The sequence below is a fragment of the Agromyces sp. NPDC058104 genome, from assembly GCF_042884835.1.
In the GTDB taxonomy this organism is placed as follows: Bacteria; Actinomycetota; Actinomycetes; order Actinomycetales; family Microbacteriaceae; genus Agromyces.
This window is the reverse complement of the sequence record NZ_JBHVTD010000001.1, coordinates 1,602,009-1,618,130: the sequence shown is the minus strand read 5'-3', so window position 1 is coordinate 1,618,130 and position 16,122 is coordinate 1,602,009. Positions and strand designations below refer to the sequence as shown.

The window sequence follows — 16,122 nt, the reverse complement described above, 5'->3', positions numbered from 1 at the left end:
CTCAGGCGTCGAGCCCGAGCTTACCCGGGTTCAGCAGGTTCTTCGGGTCGAGCGCCGCCTTCACCGCGCGCAGCACCTCGAAGCCGGCGCCGAGCGACTCCGCCATGTACGGAGCGCGCAGGAGGCCGACTCCGTGGTGGTGGCTGAGGGTCGCGCCGTGCTTCAGGATGACGGCGTTCGCGGCATCCCAAGCTGCCCGGTACCACTCGGCACGCCGGTCGACCTCGACGTCTCCGCGGAGCGAGAAGTAGAGGCAGGCGCCGTCGACGTAGGCGTGCGACTGGTGGGCCGAGCCGGCGAGCGTGCCCGGAACGGCGTCGATGGCGGCGACGACCTCGTCGTAGATCGCGGGCAGGTCGCGCCAGCGGCCGATCATCTCCAGGGTGTCGGCCACGAAGCCGGGGCTGCGCGTGAACCCCTCGGCGCTCTTGCCGGTGAGGTAGCGGGTGTCGAGCCAGCGCTCGAAGATCGCCTCGTGGTCGAGCTCGACGCCCGTCTCGGCGCAGATGCGCTCGCTGACGGCGAGGCCGGCTTCGACGAGCTCCTGCGTGCCCTCGTCGGCGACGAGCAGCACGTTCTGCTCGGGCAGGTCGAACTGCACCCCGCTCTCGAGCTCGTCGTAGAGGCGGAGCGCCGCGGGGTTCGCGCCCTGCTGCATGATCTGGCGGCAGGCCTCGAGCCCGGCGGCGAAGGTCGGGAAGCCGTAGGCGATCGCGCGCCCGTACGCCGGCAGCCGGTGCAGCTTGAAGCGGATCGTCGTGATGACGCCGAGGGTGCCCTCCGAGCCGATCACGAGCTGCAGCAGGTCGGGCCCGACGGCCGCGCGAGCGCTCTCCCCCACCGTGATGAGCGAGCCGTCGGCCAGCACGACATCCATGCCGTAGACCATGTCCTCGATCTTCCCGTAGCGCGTCGACAGCTGGCCGGCACCGCGGCACGCGACCCAGCCGCCCACGGTCGAGATGCCGTACGACGAGGGCCAGTGCCCCATCGTCATGCCGAACCGCGACTGGATGAGCTCCTCGAAGACGTCGCCGAACATGCCGGCCTCGACCTCGACGATCTGGCTCTCCTCGTCGAAGCCCACGAAGCGGTTGAGCTCGCACACGTCGAGCACGATGCCGCCGCGCACCGGCAGCGCCGCGCCGGTGACGTTGCTGCGCCCGGCGGAGACGGTGACGGGCAGGTCGTTCGCATCGGCGATGCGCATGACGGCCTGCACCTGCTCGGTCGTCGAGACCTTCGCGATCACGGCGTTCGGCGTCGCGGGCCGGCCCGCGGTCTCGCCGATCATGCTGCCGGCCCACCAGTCGCGGGTCCCCTCGACGACGGATGCCACGTCGGTGACCACCTCGTCGGCCGCCGCCTCGAGCTCGTCGACCACGGCCGCCGGCACGGCGACGACGTCCTCCTGGAAGTACGCCTCCTCGCCGATCGTCTCGATGCTCGCGGCGTAGTGCGGCTGGGTGGGGGCGCCCACCACGTAGTTGCCGCGGTTGTAACCGCGCTTGACGGCTTCCTTGCTGATCATTCGGACTCTCCCATCAGGATGGCGCGTTCGTGCGCCGTTGCGGTCTGGTAGGCGGCCACCTGGGCGGCGACCGCGGCGTCGCTGAGGCCGAGCTCGGCCCGCAGCAGCTCGCCGACGCGCGGCGCGGCGGCCGCGGAGGCGTCGCGCGCCATGAGGCGAGCGCGGGTGCGACGGCTCAGCACGTCGTCGACGCTGCGCGCCATCTCGTGCCGCGCCGAGTAGACGACCTCGGCCTCGAGGTACGGCAGGCCTTCGACGATCGGCTTCGCGAGCGACGGGTCGTCGCCGAGGATGTCGGTGACGAACGGCGCCTCGTTGCCGTAGCGCTCGCCGAGGTGGGCCGCGAGGCCGCCGGACGCGGTGACGGCCTCGGGGTCGTAGCCTGCCGAGCCGAGCAGGTAGGCGTCCTTCGTGGCGCAGCGCCGGCGTTCGCCGAGCACCTTCTGCGCGGCGTCGATCGTCTGCTGGGCCATGTGGCGCGACGTCGTGAGCTTGCCCCCCACGACCGTCACGAGGCCGTCGCGGTCGGTGCGGATCTCGTGCTTGCGCTTGACGTCGATGGTCTTTCCGCCCGGCGGGGCGACGAGCGGCCGGCAGCCGCCGATGCTGCCGACGACGTCGGAGGCCTCGAGGTCGGTGTTCAACGCGGTGCGGGCGCCCGAGATCAGGAACTCCATCTCCTCACGCGTGCAGTTCACGTCGTCGAGGTCGCCCGTGTAGTCCTCGTCGGTCGTGCCGAGGTAGGCGGTGTCGCCCCATCGGGTGATGGTCGCGCGGCGGTTGCGACCGGGGATCGGGATCGTGACCGTGCAGTCGTTGCGGATCTTCGACCACGGCACCGCGATGTGCACGCCCTTGGCCGGGCGGATGTTCGGGGCGTCCGCATCGGCGCCCGCGCCGTTCCAGTCGCGGAGCCACGCCCCCGTCGCGATGACGACGACGCCCGCGAGGGCGGAGATCTCGCGTCCGTCGACCTCGGCGACGACGCCGTTGACCTTGCCGCGGCTGCGCGTGATCCCGGTGACCTTCGCACCGTTCAGGATCGCCGCCCCGTGATGCGCCGCGGTGCGGGCGAGCGTGAGCGTGAGGCGCGCGTCGTCGGCGCGCGCGTCGTAGTACATGAAGCCGCCGTCGAGGTTCTCGGCCTTGAAGGTCGAGCAGTGCGCGAGCACCTCGTTCTTCGAGAGCTTCTGGTGCAGCACGCCCTCGCGCCATCCGCCCGCGAGGTCGTAGGTCCAGAGCAGGCTCTCGAAGCCGGCGGCGAGGCGGCGGTCGAAGACACCGTCGTGCGAGAGCACGGGGAAGAGGAACGGCAGCCGCTGCACGAGGTGCCTGGCGTTCTTCCGCAGCCGCTGGCGCTCGAGCAGCGAGTGGCGCACGAGCGGCAGGTTGCCCTGCTCGATGTAGCGGAGCCCGCCGTGGATCATCTTCGACGACTTCGAGGAGGTGCCCGACGCGAAGTCGTCCTTCTCGAGCAGCGCGACGCGGTAGCCGCGAAGCGCGGCATCCATCGCGGCGTACGCGCCGGTCACGCCGCCGCCGACGATGATCATGTCGAAGCGACCGCCCTCGACGTTCGCGACCTGTTCGGCTCGGCTGAGCCGGAGGGGCTCCACCCGGGTCATGCGCTCGCGCGCGGTGTCGGTCTTGCGGGCTGGCAGTCCTACCATCGTGTGGTTCTCTCCTACTTCCGTGGTGCACGGCTCTGCGTGAGCCGGAGTTCGTTGTCGATGCGTTCGTTCCACGCCGCTCGGCGCTCGGCGCGCTCGTCGTCCCCGATCAGGGGCTCGAAGACGTCGCCGTCGCCCATCGACGCCGCGGCCTCCTCGAGCGAGTTCCAGAGCAGGCCGTCGGAGCCGGCGAGGAACGCCGCGCCCCGGAGGCTCGCCCCCTCCGAGGCGGGCAGGCGGCGCATCGGCACGCCGACGAGGTCGGCCTGCATCTGGATCAGCGGGTCGCTCGCGGACATCCCGCCGCCGACGACGATCTCGGTGATCGCGGTGCCCGCCACCTGCTCGTCGGCCTCGGCGCTCGAGGCGACCGAGTGGGCGATGCCCTCGAGCACGGCGTAGGCGATCTCGGGCAGGGTCGTCGACATCGAGAAGCCCGTCAGCGAGGCCTTCGCCCTGGGCTCCATGACGGGCATCCGGAGGCCAGTGAGCGCCGGGACGAACATGACGCCCTTCGCCGACGACACGGTCCCGGCCAGCTCGCTGATGCGCTGCGACGACTCGAACCAGCCGAGCGTGTCGCACACCCAGTCGAGCGCCGAGCCGGTCGTCGCCGTGAACGTCTCGATGGCGAAGACGGATGCCCCGTTCCTCCGCCAGGCCGTGAGGGTGAGCGCGCCGTCGTAGAGGCCCGGGTTCGCTGGCGCCTCGTTGCCGATGACGAGGTCGACGAAGCTCCCGGTGCCGTGCACGCACATCGCCTGGCCCTTGCGGAGGCAGCCGAGGCCGACGGTGCCGGCGTGCTGGTCGCCGACCGCGGACAGGATCGGCACCTCGATGCCGAGGACCGAGGCGTCGGTCACCCCGAAGTCGTCGGCGTCCTGGCGCAGCTCGGGCAGCAGTTCGCCCGGGAAGCCGAGCGTGTCGATCCACTCGCGCTCGTACTCGTGGCGGGCCAGCACATAGGCGCCCGCCGAGGTCGCGTTCGTCGAGGTCGCGGCGTAGGTGCGATCTCGGGAGAGGCTCCACAGGAGCCAGGTCTCGATCGTGCCGAAGCCGAGCCGGCCGGCCCGGTGCGCCTCGGCCACCTCCGACGTCTCGCGGAGGTGGTGCGCGGCCCAGAGGTAGGGCGAGCGCACCCCCGTCGGGCGGCCGACGCTGCGGATCAGTCGCTCGTTCCACCCGGGCCCGAGGGCCGCGAGCTCGTCGGCGTAGCGGCTGTCCTGCCACACCATCGCGGGCACGAGGGCCCGCCCGGTGGAGGTGTCCCAGAGCACGGTGGTCGCGCGCTGGGTGGCGATCGCGAGCCCGACGAGAGCGACCCCGTCGCCTGCCGCGCGGGCGATGACTGCGCGGCAGGCGTCGATGGTCTTGTCGAGTATCGCGTTCGCATCCTGTTCGACCACGCCCGCGACGGGTGTGCTGACACGGAGCGGTCGGTACTCGAGCGCGTGCACGAGGCCGTCGGCCGTGACCCACGCCGCACGGGTGCCGGTCGTTCCTTCGTCGATCGCCAGGATCGCGGGTGTCGTCATGTCGGATGCCGCTTCCGCGTTACTTGGCGGCCAGAGCGGATGCCTCGGCGGCAGCGGCCTGCGCCGACGCGTCGCTCCGGAACTGCGGGGCGTCCTGCTCCTCGTCGGGGCTGATCGAGGTGCGGGTCGGGTCCCACTTGATGATCGAGCAGACGATGAACGCGGCCAGCGGCACGATCGAGAGGATGAGGAACGTCGGGCCGAGGCCGATGCCCTCCTTCAGCAGGGGGAAGACGAGCAGGCCGAGCGCCGCGCCCGCACTGCCGATCGCCCCGATGATGCCGTTGGCGCCCGCGCGCAGTTCGCTGCGGAAGGAGAGCGTCGACAGGCTCTTGCCGTTGGCGCCGGGGCCGCCCGAGTGGAACAGGATGAACAGCGACGGCACGACGAAGGCGAGCCAGAGCGGCATCGACTCGTAGAAGAAGCCGAGCACGACCAGCATCAGGAACACCGCGCCGAAGCCGATCGCCGAGGCCCGGCGCAGGCCGAAGCGCTTGCCGATGACCGGCGACATGAAGCCGCCGACGATGCCGAACACGTTGAACACGAGCGCGCCGATGGTCGCGACGACGAAGTCCTCGCCGAACAGCGCGATGCTGATGATCGGCAGGTACCAGCCGACCGCGAAGTACTGGATGGACTGGGCCATCTGCACGGTCGCCGCGAGCACCGTGCGGGGCAGGTAGATACCGCGGAAGATGAGTGCGACGTTCGCGAAGCCCTTGGTGGCCTGATTCGTGACCGGGATGCGGTCCTCGACGGGCGCTGCGGTGAAGGTCTCGCCGTAGATCCTCGTCATCGAGGCGGCGGCACGGCCGAGCTTCTCCTTGCGCGCGAGCCAGGTCGGGCTCTCGACCATGAAGGTCGCCTGGAGCACGAAGAGCACGAGCGCCACGAGGCCGGCGGTGCCGACCGAGTAGCGCCAGATCGAGTCGCCGACGTTCATGTTGTAGAAGAGGATCGCGAGGACGAGGTTCGAGCAGACCGCGACGTACCAGATGCCCTGCCAGGTGTTGAGGCGCGCCTTGAACCGCGCGGGGGTGAACTCGGCGAGCAGCGCCATCGCGATTGCGAAGTCGATGCCGTACGCGGCGCCCACGAAGAAGCGGCCGGCGAGCACCATCTCGAAGCTCGGGGCGAACGCCGCGAGCATCGCACCGGCGAGCGCGAGCACCTTCGCGATGAGCAGCGGCGGGATGCGGCCCCACTTGTCGGCGAGCCAGCCACCGATCGGGTTGAATGCGATCGCGACCCACGACGCCATCGAGGTGAGGACGGCGACCTGCGTCGCGCTGAGCTCCATGTCCCTGGTCATCGGCCCGAGGCCGGCCGAGAGCGCCGAGTTCGAGAAGGCGTCGAGGAACAGTCCGCTGAGCGCGAGCCACCAGATCACCCCGGCTCGCCCACCGATGCGCGACCGTGCATCGATAAAGGAGATGACGTCGCCGACGCCTCTCAGAACATGTTGTGCCACGTGTCCGACCTCTCTGTCGGGAAACCCTGTCAGAGACGCGCACAAACCAAAAAAGGGCAGACGAAAACCTCCAACAGGAGGTCTCCATTCTTACCCTATTGCCGCCGACGTTAGCCGAACTCCCGGCCACAGTCAAACCACCCGCGTGGACCGTCCTCGGGCGCAACGACGGCCGGACGTGTGCACGCTCGGGCATGGCGTAATCCCGCCAGCTGGCGGAATCACGACAGGCCCAGCCCGCTCCTCCCCGTCGATCCGCGCCGTTCCGCGCAACGGTCGTGCGAAGTTCTCCACAGATTCCACACAGGCCTTCCATATATGCGGCGCCGCACGGCAGGATGCCGATTACGTCCGTCCACCGACGGGCGCCGTGCGTGTCTCGACGGTCACCTCCGCCGAGTCACTCGAAGGGAGAAGCATGTCTGGATTCACCAGCCGCGCGCGCAAGCGCGCGGTCGCGGTCGTTCCGGTGCTCGCACTCGCCGCCACCGGAATGGTGTCGTTCGGAGTGAGCACCGCAGCCGCGGCTGAATCACCGGTATCGCCAGCGGTGATCAGCGACTCGGAGTACTACATGAACTACGTCGCCCCCCGTGCGGAGGCGATCGTGGGCGCCGACGACGAAGCCGTCTTCGACATCGAGGGCAACAAGGTCGTCACCCCCAAGGCCGAGGACGCGCTCGCGACGGCAATGGAGATCGACGCGAAGTTCGCCGCGGGCAACCCGCAGGCCGCCGGCGGCCTGGCCAAGCTCGAGAACAAGTCGAACGAGACCGGCAAGAGCCCGAAGCAGCTCAAGCAGGAGCAGCTCAAGGCGAACAAGAACGCCAAGAAGCCGAAGAAGTCCCCCAACTACAAGCAGGCCGACGTCACCCAGGAGGCCAAGCTCCTCACGATCCTCGTCGAGTTCAACGACCAGGCGAACGACGACTTCACCGACAGCTACGTGCCGACCGAGTTCGGCGCGACCACGTGCAAGCCCGGCAACGTCCAGAACGGGCCCCTTCACAACGGCATCCCCAACCCCGCCGACTACGAGCTCGAGGACAACAACTCGATGTGGGTGCCCGACTTCTCGTCGGAGCACTTCAACAAGATGCTCTTCACCGACGAAGGCATCACCGAGCGCGTCCGCACCGACCTCACCGGCCCCGACGGCAAGCCCGGCTTCGACATCTCGGGCTACACGATGAAGTCGATGTACGAAGAGATGTCGCGCGGCGCCTACACCGTCACCGGTGAGGCGACCCCGTGGATCACGGTGCCCCACTCCGAGGCGTACTACGGCGCCACGGTGTGCCACCAGAACTCCGAGGGCGTCTACGTGGCCGGTCCCATGCAGGACCAGCAGGGCCACCCCTCCAACCCGAAGGGCCCCGGCCAGCTGCCGATCGACGCGGTCGCAGCACTCGCCGAGGCGCAGCCCGACTTCCCCTGGGCCGACTACGACATCGAGGACCAGGGCGACCGCGACGGCGACGGCAACGTCAACGAGCCCGACGGCGTGATCGACCACGTCGTGCTCGTGCACGCCGGTGAGGACAAGTCCGGCGGCGGCGGCGCGCAGGGCACGTACGCCCTGTGGGCGCACTCCTCCGCCGTCCTCGGCGGCGCGACGATCCCCGGCACCGACCTCAAGCTGTCGAACTACATCGTGCAGCCCGAGGACTCGGGCGTCGGCGTGTTCGCGCACGAGTACGGTCACGACCTCGGTCTTCCCGACCTCTACGACACCTCGAACGCCGGCAGCAGCGACATCGACTTCTGGGACCTCATGAGCTCCGGCTCGCACGCGGGCCCCATCTTCCAGTCGATGCCGACCCACATGGGCCTCTGGGACAAGTGGGTGCTCGGCTGGGCCGAGCCGCTCGTCGTGAACCCCGGTGACGACGAGACGACCGTCAAGGTCGGCCAGAACTCGCGCCCCCTCAAGGGCAGCGAAGACGGTGTGAAGGTGAACCTGCCCGACAAGACCATCAACCTCGCCGACCCGCACAGCGGCGAGAACATGTGGTACACGGGCGCCGACCAGGACTGGGGCGACATCCGCATCGAGCGCAAGCTCGACGTGGCAGCCGACGCCAAGTTCTGGATGTGGAACAACTTCGTCATCGAGTCCGACTGGGACTTCGGCTTCGTCGAGATCTCGACCGACGGCGGCACGACCTGGACCGACCAGAAGGTGTACAACACCGACGGCACCGAGGCCACGACGCCCGACGGCTACCCCGACCCCAACGGCAACCTGCACGGCTTCGGCGACCGCAAGTACGGCCTGACGGGCGACTCGCACGGCTGGCAGCACCAGTACGTCGACCTCTCGGCCTACGCCGGGCAGTCGATCGACCTGCGCCTCCGCATGGCGACCGACGCCGCCTTCCAGGAGCGCGGCTGGTTCGCCGACGACTTCTCGCTCACGAGCGGTGACACCACCACGTGGAGCGACGACGTCGAGTCGGGCGAGAACGGCTGGACGCCCAAGGTCGGCACCTTCGCCGACACGACCGGCCCCGGCTGGCGCATCGACACCGGCACCTCGATCAAGGCGCAGTACTACCTGGTCGAGTGGCGCAACTTCGACGGCTTCGACGAGGGCCTGAAGTACGGCTACAACTCCGTCTACAGCGACGGCGCCTGGAAGGTCGAGAAGCTCGCGTACAACGCGCCGGGCGCTCTGGTCTGGTACCGCGACACCACGTACGGCAACTCGAACCAGATCCTCACCAACGAGGCGGCGCTGCCGAGCTACGGTGCGAAGGGCGGGCTGCTGCTCGTCGACAGCCACTTCAACCCGCTGCAGCGCACCGGTGCCGCGGCCGACGCCGACCCGACGACGCTGAACGTGATGCCCTCGCGTGCCCAGTCGTCGAACGTGGCGTTCGGTCTCACGAAGACGTACCCGTTCACCGAGTGCTTCATCGGCGCGACCGGCGACGAGTACTGCACCGACGTCGCGGCGCAGGACGCGGTGAGCACCTTCACCGACGACCGTGGCTGGGTGCCCGGCTTCGCCCTGCGCGAGTCCGACGGCGCGCTCTTCTACCGCGACCGTGACGCGTCGACCGTGGTTCCCTCGGTCGGCAACGCCGAGTACAGCACCCCGCTGTACGACCTCGCCGGCAACCGCCTGCCCGCCTACGACGGGGTCGATGTCGGCCTCGGCGTGTTCGGATCGGGCAACCCGGCCGACGCGGGCGTGGGCTACGGCACCGTCATCTCGGTGAAGAAGGCCTTCAAGGGCAACACCGCGGCGCTCATCAGCATCACGCCCCCTGCGGCGGGCTGAGCGGCGACGCGCTGACGCAACACCGACGAGGCGTCGGCCCCCTCCGGGGGTCGGCGCCTCGTCGCGTCGGGGAGGCGCCTTCGGGCGGATGCACGGTGGTCCGAGTCGCGAGCAGGCGACGGCGTCGCTGAACCGGCGAAGACCCCGGTGTGCGCACGCCTGCGCGGTGCGAGACTACGCCCCGACGAACCCGTCGATCACACGACCCAGCATCGTCGCGAACTCGGCGTCGCCGCCGTCGTCGAGCGCAAGACCGGCGGTCTCCTCGACGAGCGGGTGCCGCGAGTCGGACCAGAGCGGCTGCGCCGCCGACACCTCGACGGGCGCCGTACGGCGGGCCGCCTCGAGCGCCGACTGGCCGACGACGACGGCGCGCACGGCATGACCGGCGCGAGCGGCGTCGTCGACCGACAGTCCCGCCTCGACGAAGCTCTCGATGAGGCGTTCGGCGAGCGAGAGCGCGTTGGGGCCGTCGAGCGGCCCGCTCGTGACGAGCACGATCGAGCCCGAGTGCTCGGCGAGCTTCGCTCGCAGCGCGAGCGCGACCGCGACGACGCGATCGCGCCACTCGGTCGCCGGGGCATCCGCGACGCCGGTGAGCAGCTGCTCGACCATGGCCTGAAGCAGTGCGTTCTTCGACGCGAAGTAGGTGTACATGGCGGTCGGCGTGAGGCCGAGCGCACCGGCGACGCCCCGAACCGAGACCGCCGCGACGCCCTTCTCCTCGAGGATCTCGAAGGCGGCGTCGACGATGTCGGACTGGCTGACGCTGCGCCTGGGGCCGGGCTTCATGTGCGGTGCTGCTCCTCTGGGTCGACGATCAACGGTACTCGACGGCGGGCGAGCGCGCGGCGAGCGCGGCGCCCGTGCGCAGGACGGCCCGGCGAGGGCACGAGCGGCACTCCGGCTCGAGGAGGAGCCGGGTGAACGAGCCTGCCCTCACCCACCACGACGCGCTCCTTGGCGCTCCCGCGAGCACCGCAATACAGTGAAGACGAGCGGATGCCCCGACCGGGGCGGTTCCCAGGCGGTGCCGATGCGAGGGGGACGCATGACCGCCGCGTCGCAGATCGGGCCCCCGAAGGAGGCGCGCGTGATCCGCGACCGGTCCGCACTCATCCCCGACGCGCTCACGCCGATACCCTCACTCGCCCGGGCGGGCGGGTGAACACCTCGTCGCAGGCCGACGCGCCCCGGTTGCGGGCGCGCGTCGCGGTCATCGGCGACGCCCGGGTGGAGGTGCACCGCGACGAACGCGGTTCGCGCGAGCTCGTGGGCGGCCGCGGCCTCGACGCCGCGATCGGGCTCTCGCTCCTCGGCGACGAGCCGACGCTCGTCGCCGAGCTCGGCGACGACACGCACGGCGATCGACTCCGCACCGTGCTTCGGGACTACGGCGTACGTCTCGTCGACGGTGCGTCTGCACGCAGGGCGGTCGCCGAAGCCGACCTCGTCGTGGTGAGCGGGTTCCCCTTCGAGGACGGCGCTCGGATCGACGCGCTCACGGCCGCACTCGAACGCCCCGAGCTCCGGTTCGTCGTCGACGGCGAGAGACCGGCGGGGATGCCCCATGCTCGCCAGGTGCACTCCGCCGATCTCGCGCGCCCCTCGGAGCAGGCGGGCGAGGGCACCGCCCCGCTCCCCGGCGGCAACATCGCCGCCGTCGCGCACCTCCTCGTGCACGGTGTGGCTCCAGCACCGCGAGCGGCCTGGGACGGGGCACTCGAGGCGGCCCTGGCGCGCCTCGCGGCGGCGGCACTGCCCGGACGAGCCGACCCGCGTGCTCGGCCTGCCCCCGACGATCGAGGCAGCTGAGTCAGCGCACGAGGCGGACGATCATGATGCGCCATGGCTCGAACGGCACCTCGGTGGCGTCGGGCTCGAAGCCGTTCTTGCGATAGAACGCCCGAGCCCTCGTCTCGCCGGCCATCGCCCAGAGGAAGGCCGGCCGGGTGCCGATCGCCGCGTCGAGCAGAGCCTGGCCGAGGCCCGATCCCTGGTAGGCGTCGAGCAGGTAGAGCCCCTTGAGCTCGAGGTCGCGCGGGGCATCGGGCTCGGCGACGAGGTCGACCCCCTTGGCGTCGGCGAAGCCGACGATCCGGTCGCCGTCGACGGCGACCACGACGATCCGCTCGGGGCCGTCGACGTCGGCGAGCACCTGACGCCATCCCTCGAGGCGCTGTTCGAGCGTCCACGCCTCGATGCGTTCGCGTGCGACCGCCCCCGAGTCGATGTAGGTCGTCTGGTGGCTCGCCCAGTGCATGCGCGCGATGCCCGCGGCGTCGTCGTGGCGCGCTGCGCGGATGACCGGTGCGGCGGGAGGGCCCGCGGGTTCGTCGGCGTGCGTCATGGCTCCGTGACGTGCCGGTTCAGCGCAGCGCACCGGCGCGGTAGGCGGCTTCGGTGCGGGTCGCCGCACCGAGCTTCCGCAGGATGGCGGAGACGTGCACCGAGGCCGTCTTGCCGCTGATGAACAGTCGCTCGCCGATCTGCCGGTTGCTGAGGCCCTCGGCGATGAGTTCGAGCACCTGGCGTTCGCGGGCGGTGAGCTCGGCGGTCGCGGCGGCGTCGGCATCGGATGCCGCGGCGCCGGCGATGCCCGCGACCTCGCCGCCGACCGGGCGATGGGCTCCGTCGAGCACGATCGCGGCGGTCGCCGCGACGCGTTCGACCCGCTCGCGCACGGCGGTGACCCCGCCGCCCTCGGCGCGATCCAGCGCGAGTTGCAGTGTCGCCCGGGCGGCGGTGCGGTCGGCCGCCGCCAGTTCGGCCTCGCCGAGCCGCAGCAGGGCGTAGGGATGCAGGTAGCCCGGCACGCCGTCGCGCTCGGTGGCGTCGACGGCCCGTCGCCAGGCCGGCACGTCGGTGCCCGGCACCTGGGCGCCGGCACCCTCGGATGCCTCGGTGAGTTCGGCCTCGACCATCGCGGCCCAGCTGTCGTGGTGCGGCCAGAACGACGCCGCCTCGAGGAGGCGGTCGAGCTCGCCGATCGAGGCGCGGACCTCGTCGACGACCCCCTCGGGCACCGCGTGCGGCCGGGCCGTGATCGCGGCCGCGACGCGGGCGGCGACCCAGAAGCCGGGGTGGGCGTAGCCCGGATGGAGCGCGCGCTCCTCGTGGAAGATGCCGCGGATCTCGGCCCACGCGCCCGCGAGGTCGTCGTTCGCGAGCGCGACCTCCGCGGCCATCTGGCCCACCGCGAGCCGGGTCTGCATCTCGACCGCCTGCACCCCGGCCATCATCGTGCGGACGCGGCGCAGCGCCTCGGCCGCGCCGGCGGGGTCGCCCCGCCAGAGCATCGACCAGATGCGGGCGCGCTGCAGGTAGACCGTGAACGGCACCGGCGGGTCGAGCGACAACGCGCGATCGATGATCTCGCCGCCGCGCTCCCACTCGCCGAGGGCGAAGAGCGGGTCGACCGCGTTCGAGGCGAGCAGCACGCCGGTGCTGCGCTCGACGCCCTGCGCCCGGGCGCGCCCCAGGCCGTCTTCGGCGAGGCGCACGGCCTCGGCGTAGTCGCCGACGAGGTAGGCGATGTCTGAGGAGTTGACCCAGTAGCGCAGCAGCGCGGCGCCGTCGCCCTCGGCCAGCTCACGGGCCTCGGCGAGCATCTCGATGCCGCGTTCGACCTCGCCGCGCACCGCCCGGCTCACGGCCGCGATGTTCTTCGAGATCGAGGCCGAGCGCGGCAGGTCGTACTCGAGCGCGACCGCGAGCCCGCGCTCGGCCGTCTCGATCGCCTCGCCCGTGCGGCCCTCGATCATGAGCCGGCCGGCGAGCGTCGCGAGGCAGCCCGCCTTGATCTCGGGGTCGCCGTCGTCGCCGAGCACCTCGAGCGCCTCTTCGAGGATCTCGATCGAGCCGGGCCTGCCGATGGCCGCGAGATAGAGGGCCTTGTCGCGCAGGAATCGGGGGTACTGCGGCTCGTCGCGCGGGCACTCGGCGAGCGCGGCCTTGACGAGCGCGAGCCCGCGCTCGACCTCGCCCGCGTTGCGCAGGTGCGAGGCCGTGCGGCCCATGAGCTCGAGCTTGCCCATGCCGGCGGCGGCCTCGGGGTCGGGCACGACGTCCCACAGCTCGAGGGCGCGCTCACCGAGCTGGGCCGCGGTGGCGTACGCCGCAGCGGCGCGCGCCTCGCGCATGGCCTGGAGGGTCGACGGGAACGCGCGGACCGCGTTGTGGGCACCCAGCCAGTGGTAGGAGATCTCGGCGGCCAGCCGGCGCGAACCAGCCGCGGCCGCCGCCTCGTACGCCTCGGCGTAACGCGCGTGGAACCGGGCGCGCTCGCCCGGCAGCAGGTCGTCGAGGATCGCCTCGCGCACGAGCGCGTGCCGGAACGAGTAGTCGTCGCCGTCGATCGTGATGACGCCGTAGAGCACGCACTGGCGCGCGGCGGCGTCGAGCTCGGCGTCGTCGCCGTGGAAGACCTCGGCGAGCAGGGCGTGCGACACCCGCACCCCGCCGGTCGAGATGAGCCGCAGCAGCTCTTGGGCCGACTCGGGCAGCCGCTCGTAGCGGGCGAGCAGCAGCTCGCGCAGGGTGTCGGGCACGAAGCCCTCGTCGCGGCACCCGTCGATGCCGACGAGCTCCTCGACGAAGAAGGGGATGCCGTCGCTGCGGCGGAACACCGTCTCGAGCACCTGCTCGTTCGGCGCCTCGTCGACGACGAGCGACTTCACGAGCCGCTTCACCTGCGCCTTCGACAGCCGACCGAGCTCGAGCCGCTCGACCCAGCGGTCGCGCTCGGCCTCGGAGAGGAAGGAGCGCAGCGGGTGGCCCCTCGTGACGTCTTCGGTGCGGTAGCTGAGCACGGTGAGCACGCGGCTCGAGCCGAGGGCGCGCAGCAGGAAGCGCAGCAGGGCGAGGCTCGCCGCGTCGATCCAGTGGAGGTCTTCGATCACGAACACGATCGGGCGCTCGCGCGAGAAGGTCTCGAGGAGCACCGCGATGCCCTCGTGCAGCTGCCCCGCGGCGATGCCGGCCCCGGGCGCGCCCACCTCGCCCGACTCGGCGGCGAGCTCGGGCAGCAGGGCGACGAGCGCCGCCCGACCCGGGCCGACCGCCTCGAGCACCGGCGACGCGCCGACGTCGGCGACGAGCGCCCGGAGGGCGGTCTTGACCGGAGCGTAGGGCGCGGCCACGCTGCCCAGGTCGACGCACTGGCCGGCGAGCAGCCGAACGTCGTTCGGCAGGTGCTGCTGGAACTCGCGGATGAGCCGGGTCTTGCCGATGCCGGCCTCGCCGCCCACGATCACGGTGAACGGCGCGCCGGCGCGCACCTCGTCAAGGCGCTCGTCGAGCCGCGAGAGGTCGGCGCCGCGGCCGATCATGGCCGCTGCTGACATGGTCACGATCTCATCGTGCCACGGCCCGCCGACATGCGCGGTGCGAGGTGAGGCGCTCGTGGCGGGCGGTACCGCGGCGGGCGCCGCCGCCGGCGCGCTCACCGGAGGGCGAGGCGCAGGCCGCGGCGACCGAACGCGCGCTGGCGGGCGAACGGCTCGGCCTGGTCAGCCCGCTCGCTCGCGCGCTCCTCCGCTGCGAGGCGGTGGGCGATGCGTCGCTCGGCCTGCAGCAGGTTCGCCTCGTGGGTGTGCACGGCGAGCAGTTCTGCTGAGTACTGCATGGTCATTCCTTCGTCTCGGTCGATCGTGCGATCGGATGCTTCGATGGTGCTCGCTAAGGCACCCCGGTCCCATCGGACGATCGCCCTATTTCCTGTCGGGGCACCTCAGACGGCGCACCCGGGCCGCCCTCAGCGGTGCATCGTCGGCAGACGGTGCAGACCGTCGCGGCGGAACTGCACGAGCGCGGCGCCGAGCGCCGCTGCGCCGATCAGCCCCAGCATGAGCATGGTTGCGAGCATGGTGAACCCCCTTTCCGTCACGAAATACTGCGGGAGCGGCGAGCGCGCGTCGTCAGCGCACGCACCGATTCGGGCAGGGGCGTACCCGCCGGGGTCAGCCCGGAGGGCTGCGGCTCGCCCCACACGCGTTCGAGCGGCACGACGCCCGCCCACTGCGAGTGGTCCTCACCGTCGTCGAGCGCCTCGGATGCCCCGTGCGCACGCGCCTTCATGACGACGTCGTCCAGGGCGAGCCGGAGCACGCGGGTCGCCGCGACCTCCTTCCGCCGCATCGCGCGCACCTCGGCGGAGCGCCCCGGCATGAGCCGTTCGGAGAGCGCCAGCAGCGCGGCATCCGCCTCGTCGCGACCGACCTCCTCGAGCACGCCGTAGACGACTGCGCTGCGGTAGTTCATGGAGCTGTCGAAGAGCGAGCGCGCGTACACGAGGCCGTCGAGCGCGGTGACCGAGAAGGCGACCGTGGCGCGCTCGGCGGCCGCGCGGAGGGCGAAGCCCCCGCCGGTCGAGCCGTGCACGTAGACGGCCTCGCCGATGCGCGCGTAGCCCATCGGCACGACGATCGGCACGCCGTCGGCGACGGCGGCGAGGTGGCCGACGAGTTCGCCGTCGAGCAGCTCGGCGAGCGCCTCGCGGTCGGTGGTCTGGCGTTCGGCGAGGCGGCGGATGCGGCGGGCGGGGAGTTCGGCGGGGGCGTCGATCGTGGTCATGGCTCGAGTCTCGGACGTAGACTGGCCTCACCAGCAGTCCAGTTGCTGCGATT

At 71.4% G+C, this 16,122-nt stretch carries 11 protein-coding genes; 2 read left to right on the top strand and 9 right to left on the bottom strand.

What is annotated here, in order from left to right:
* Nucleotide 1: 1 nt before the first annotated feature.
* From ACFVTH_RS07675 to ACFVTH_RS07660, 4 genes are read right to left on the bottom strand one after another with little or no spacing between them, the layout of a single operon-like run.
* Nucleotides 2–1,531, bottom strand: coding sequence for an FAD-binding oxidoreductase (locus ACFVTH_RS07675; protein ID WP_387088560.1), 1,530 nt, complete (start codon nt 1,529–1,531; stop codon nt 2–4).
* The gene (locus tag ACFVTH_RS07670) at nt 1,528–3,201 is read right to left on the bottom strand and encodes an FAD-dependent oxidoreductase (RefSeq protein WP_387088557.1); all 1,674 of its coding nucleotides are present in this window, start codon (nt 3,199–3,201) and stop codon (nt 1,528–1,530) included. Before ACFVTH_RS07670 ends, ACFVTH_RS07675 begins: the two co-directional genes overlap by 4 nt.
* 14 nt (nt 3,202–3,215) lie before the next feature.
* The gene (locus ACFVTH_RS07665) at nt 3,216–4,736 is read right to left on the bottom strand and encodes an FGGY family carbohydrate kinase (RefSeq protein ID WP_387088554.1); all 1,521 of its coding nucleotides are present in this window, start codon (nt 4,734–4,736) and stop codon (nt 3,216–3,218) included.
* Nucleotides 4,737–4,755: 19 nt separating this feature from the next.
* The gene (locus ACFVTH_RS07660; protein ID WP_387088551.1) at nt 4,756–6,129 is read right to left on the bottom strand and encodes an MFS transporter; all 1,374 of its coding nucleotides are present in this window, start codon (nt 6,127–6,129) and stop codon (nt 4,756–4,758) included.
* Between the two features lie 499 nt (nt 6,130–6,628).
* Here ACFVTH_RS07660 and ACFVTH_RS07655 point away from each other — a divergent pair, with 499 nt between their 5' ends.
* Nucleotides 6,629–9,496: an immune inhibitor A domain-containing protein gene (locus ACFVTH_RS07655; protein ID WP_387088548.1), complete on the top strand. Its 2,868-nt coding sequence runs from the start codon at nt 6,629–6,631 to the stop codon at nt 9,494–9,496.
* A gap of 174 nt (nt 9,497–9,670) precedes the next feature.
* On the opposite strand, the gene ACFVTH_RS07650 is transcribed toward ACFVTH_RS07655, so the two are convergent.
* Nucleotides 9,671–10,288, bottom strand: a complete 618-nt coding sequence (locus ACFVTH_RS07650; RefSeq protein WP_387088545.1) for a TetR/AcrR family transcriptional regulator — start codon at nt 10,286–10,288, stop codon at nt 9,671–9,673.
* 372 nt (nt 10,289–10,660) lie between these two features.
* Between ACFVTH_RS07650 and ACFVTH_RS07645 the strand changes: the two genes are divergently transcribed.
* Nucleotides 10,661–11,311 carry a hypothetical protein gene (locus ACFVTH_RS07645; RefSeq protein WP_387088542.1) on the top strand — a complete coding sequence of 217 codons (651 nt, stop codon included), beginning with the start codon at nt 10,661–10,663 and terminating at the stop codon, nt 11,309–11,311.
* A gap of 1 nt (nt 11,312) precedes the next feature.
* On the opposite strand, the gene ACFVTH_RS07640 is transcribed toward ACFVTH_RS07645, so the two are convergent.
* The 4 genes from ACFVTH_RS07640 to ACFVTH_RS07625 all read right to left on the bottom strand — a co-directional run bounded on the left by ACFVTH_RS07640 (nt 11,313) and on the right by ACFVTH_RS07625 (nt 16,069).
* Entirely contained in the window at nt 11,313–11,846 is a 534-nt protein-coding gene (locus ACFVTH_RS07640; RefSeq protein ID WP_387088539.1) for a GNAT family N-acetyltransferase, read from the bottom strand.
* 19 nt (nt 11,847–11,865) lie between these two features.
* The gene (locus ACFVTH_RS07635) at nt 11,866–14,841 is read right to left on the bottom strand and encodes an AAA family ATPase (protein ID WP_387088793.1); all 2,976 of its coding nucleotides are present in this window, start codon (nt 14,839–14,841) and stop codon (nt 11,866–11,868) included.
* A gap of 98 nt (nt 14,842–14,939) precedes the next feature.
* Nucleotides 14,940–15,122, bottom strand: a complete 183-nt coding sequence (locus ACFVTH_RS07630) for a hypothetical protein (RefSeq protein ID WP_387088537.1) — start codon at nt 15,120–15,122, stop codon at nt 14,940–14,942.
* Between the two features lie 257 nt (nt 15,123–15,379).
* A complete protein-coding gene (locus ACFVTH_RS07625) occupies nt 15,380–16,069 on the bottom strand; it encodes a pyridoxamine 5'-phosphate oxidase family protein (protein WP_387088534.1) in 690 nt (229 codons plus the stop codon).
* Nucleotides 16,070–16,122 lie beyond the last annotated feature (53 nt).

What these genes read in the sequence shown, in the direction of transcription:
- ACFVTH_RS07675 (WP_387088560.1), bottom strand. Translation starts at nt 1,531, where the DNA reads ATGATCAGCAAGGAAGCCGTCAAGCGCGGTTACAACCGCGGCAACTAC.
- ACFVTH_RS07670 (WP_387088557.1), bottom strand. Translation starts at nt 3,201, where the DNA reads ATGGTAGGACTGCCAGCCCGCAAGACCGACACCGCGCGCGAGCGCATG.
- ACFVTH_RS07665 (WP_387088554.1), bottom strand. Translation starts at nt 4,736, where the DNA reads ATGACGACACCCGCGATCCTGGCGATCGACGAAGGAACGACCGGCACC.
- ACFVTH_RS07655 (WP_387088548.1), top strand. Translation starts at nt 6,629, where the DNA reads ATGTCTGGATTCACCAGCCGCGCGCGCAAGCGCGCGGTCGCGGTCGTT.
- ACFVTH_RS07650 (WP_387088545.1), bottom strand. Translation starts at nt 10,288, where the DNA reads ATGAAGCCCGGCCCCAGGCGCAGCGTCAGCCAGTCCGACATCGTCGAC.
- ACFVTH_RS07640 (WP_387088539.1), bottom strand. Translation starts at nt 11,846, where the DNA reads ATGACGCACGCCGACGAACCCGCGGGCCCTCCCGCCGCACCGGTCATC.
- ACFVTH_RS07635 (WP_387088793.1), bottom strand. Translation starts at nt 14,841, where the DNA reads ATGTCAGCAGCGGCCATGATCGGCCGCGGCGCCGACCTCTCGCGGCTC.
- ACFVTH_RS07630 (WP_387088537.1), bottom strand. Translation starts at nt 15,122, where the DNA reads ATGCAGTACTCAGCAGAACTGCTCGCCGTGCACACCCACGAGGCGAAC.
- ACFVTH_RS07625 (WP_387088534.1), bottom strand. Translation starts at nt 16,069, where the DNA reads ATGACCACGATCGACGCCCCCGCCGAACTCCCCGCCCGCCGCATCCGC.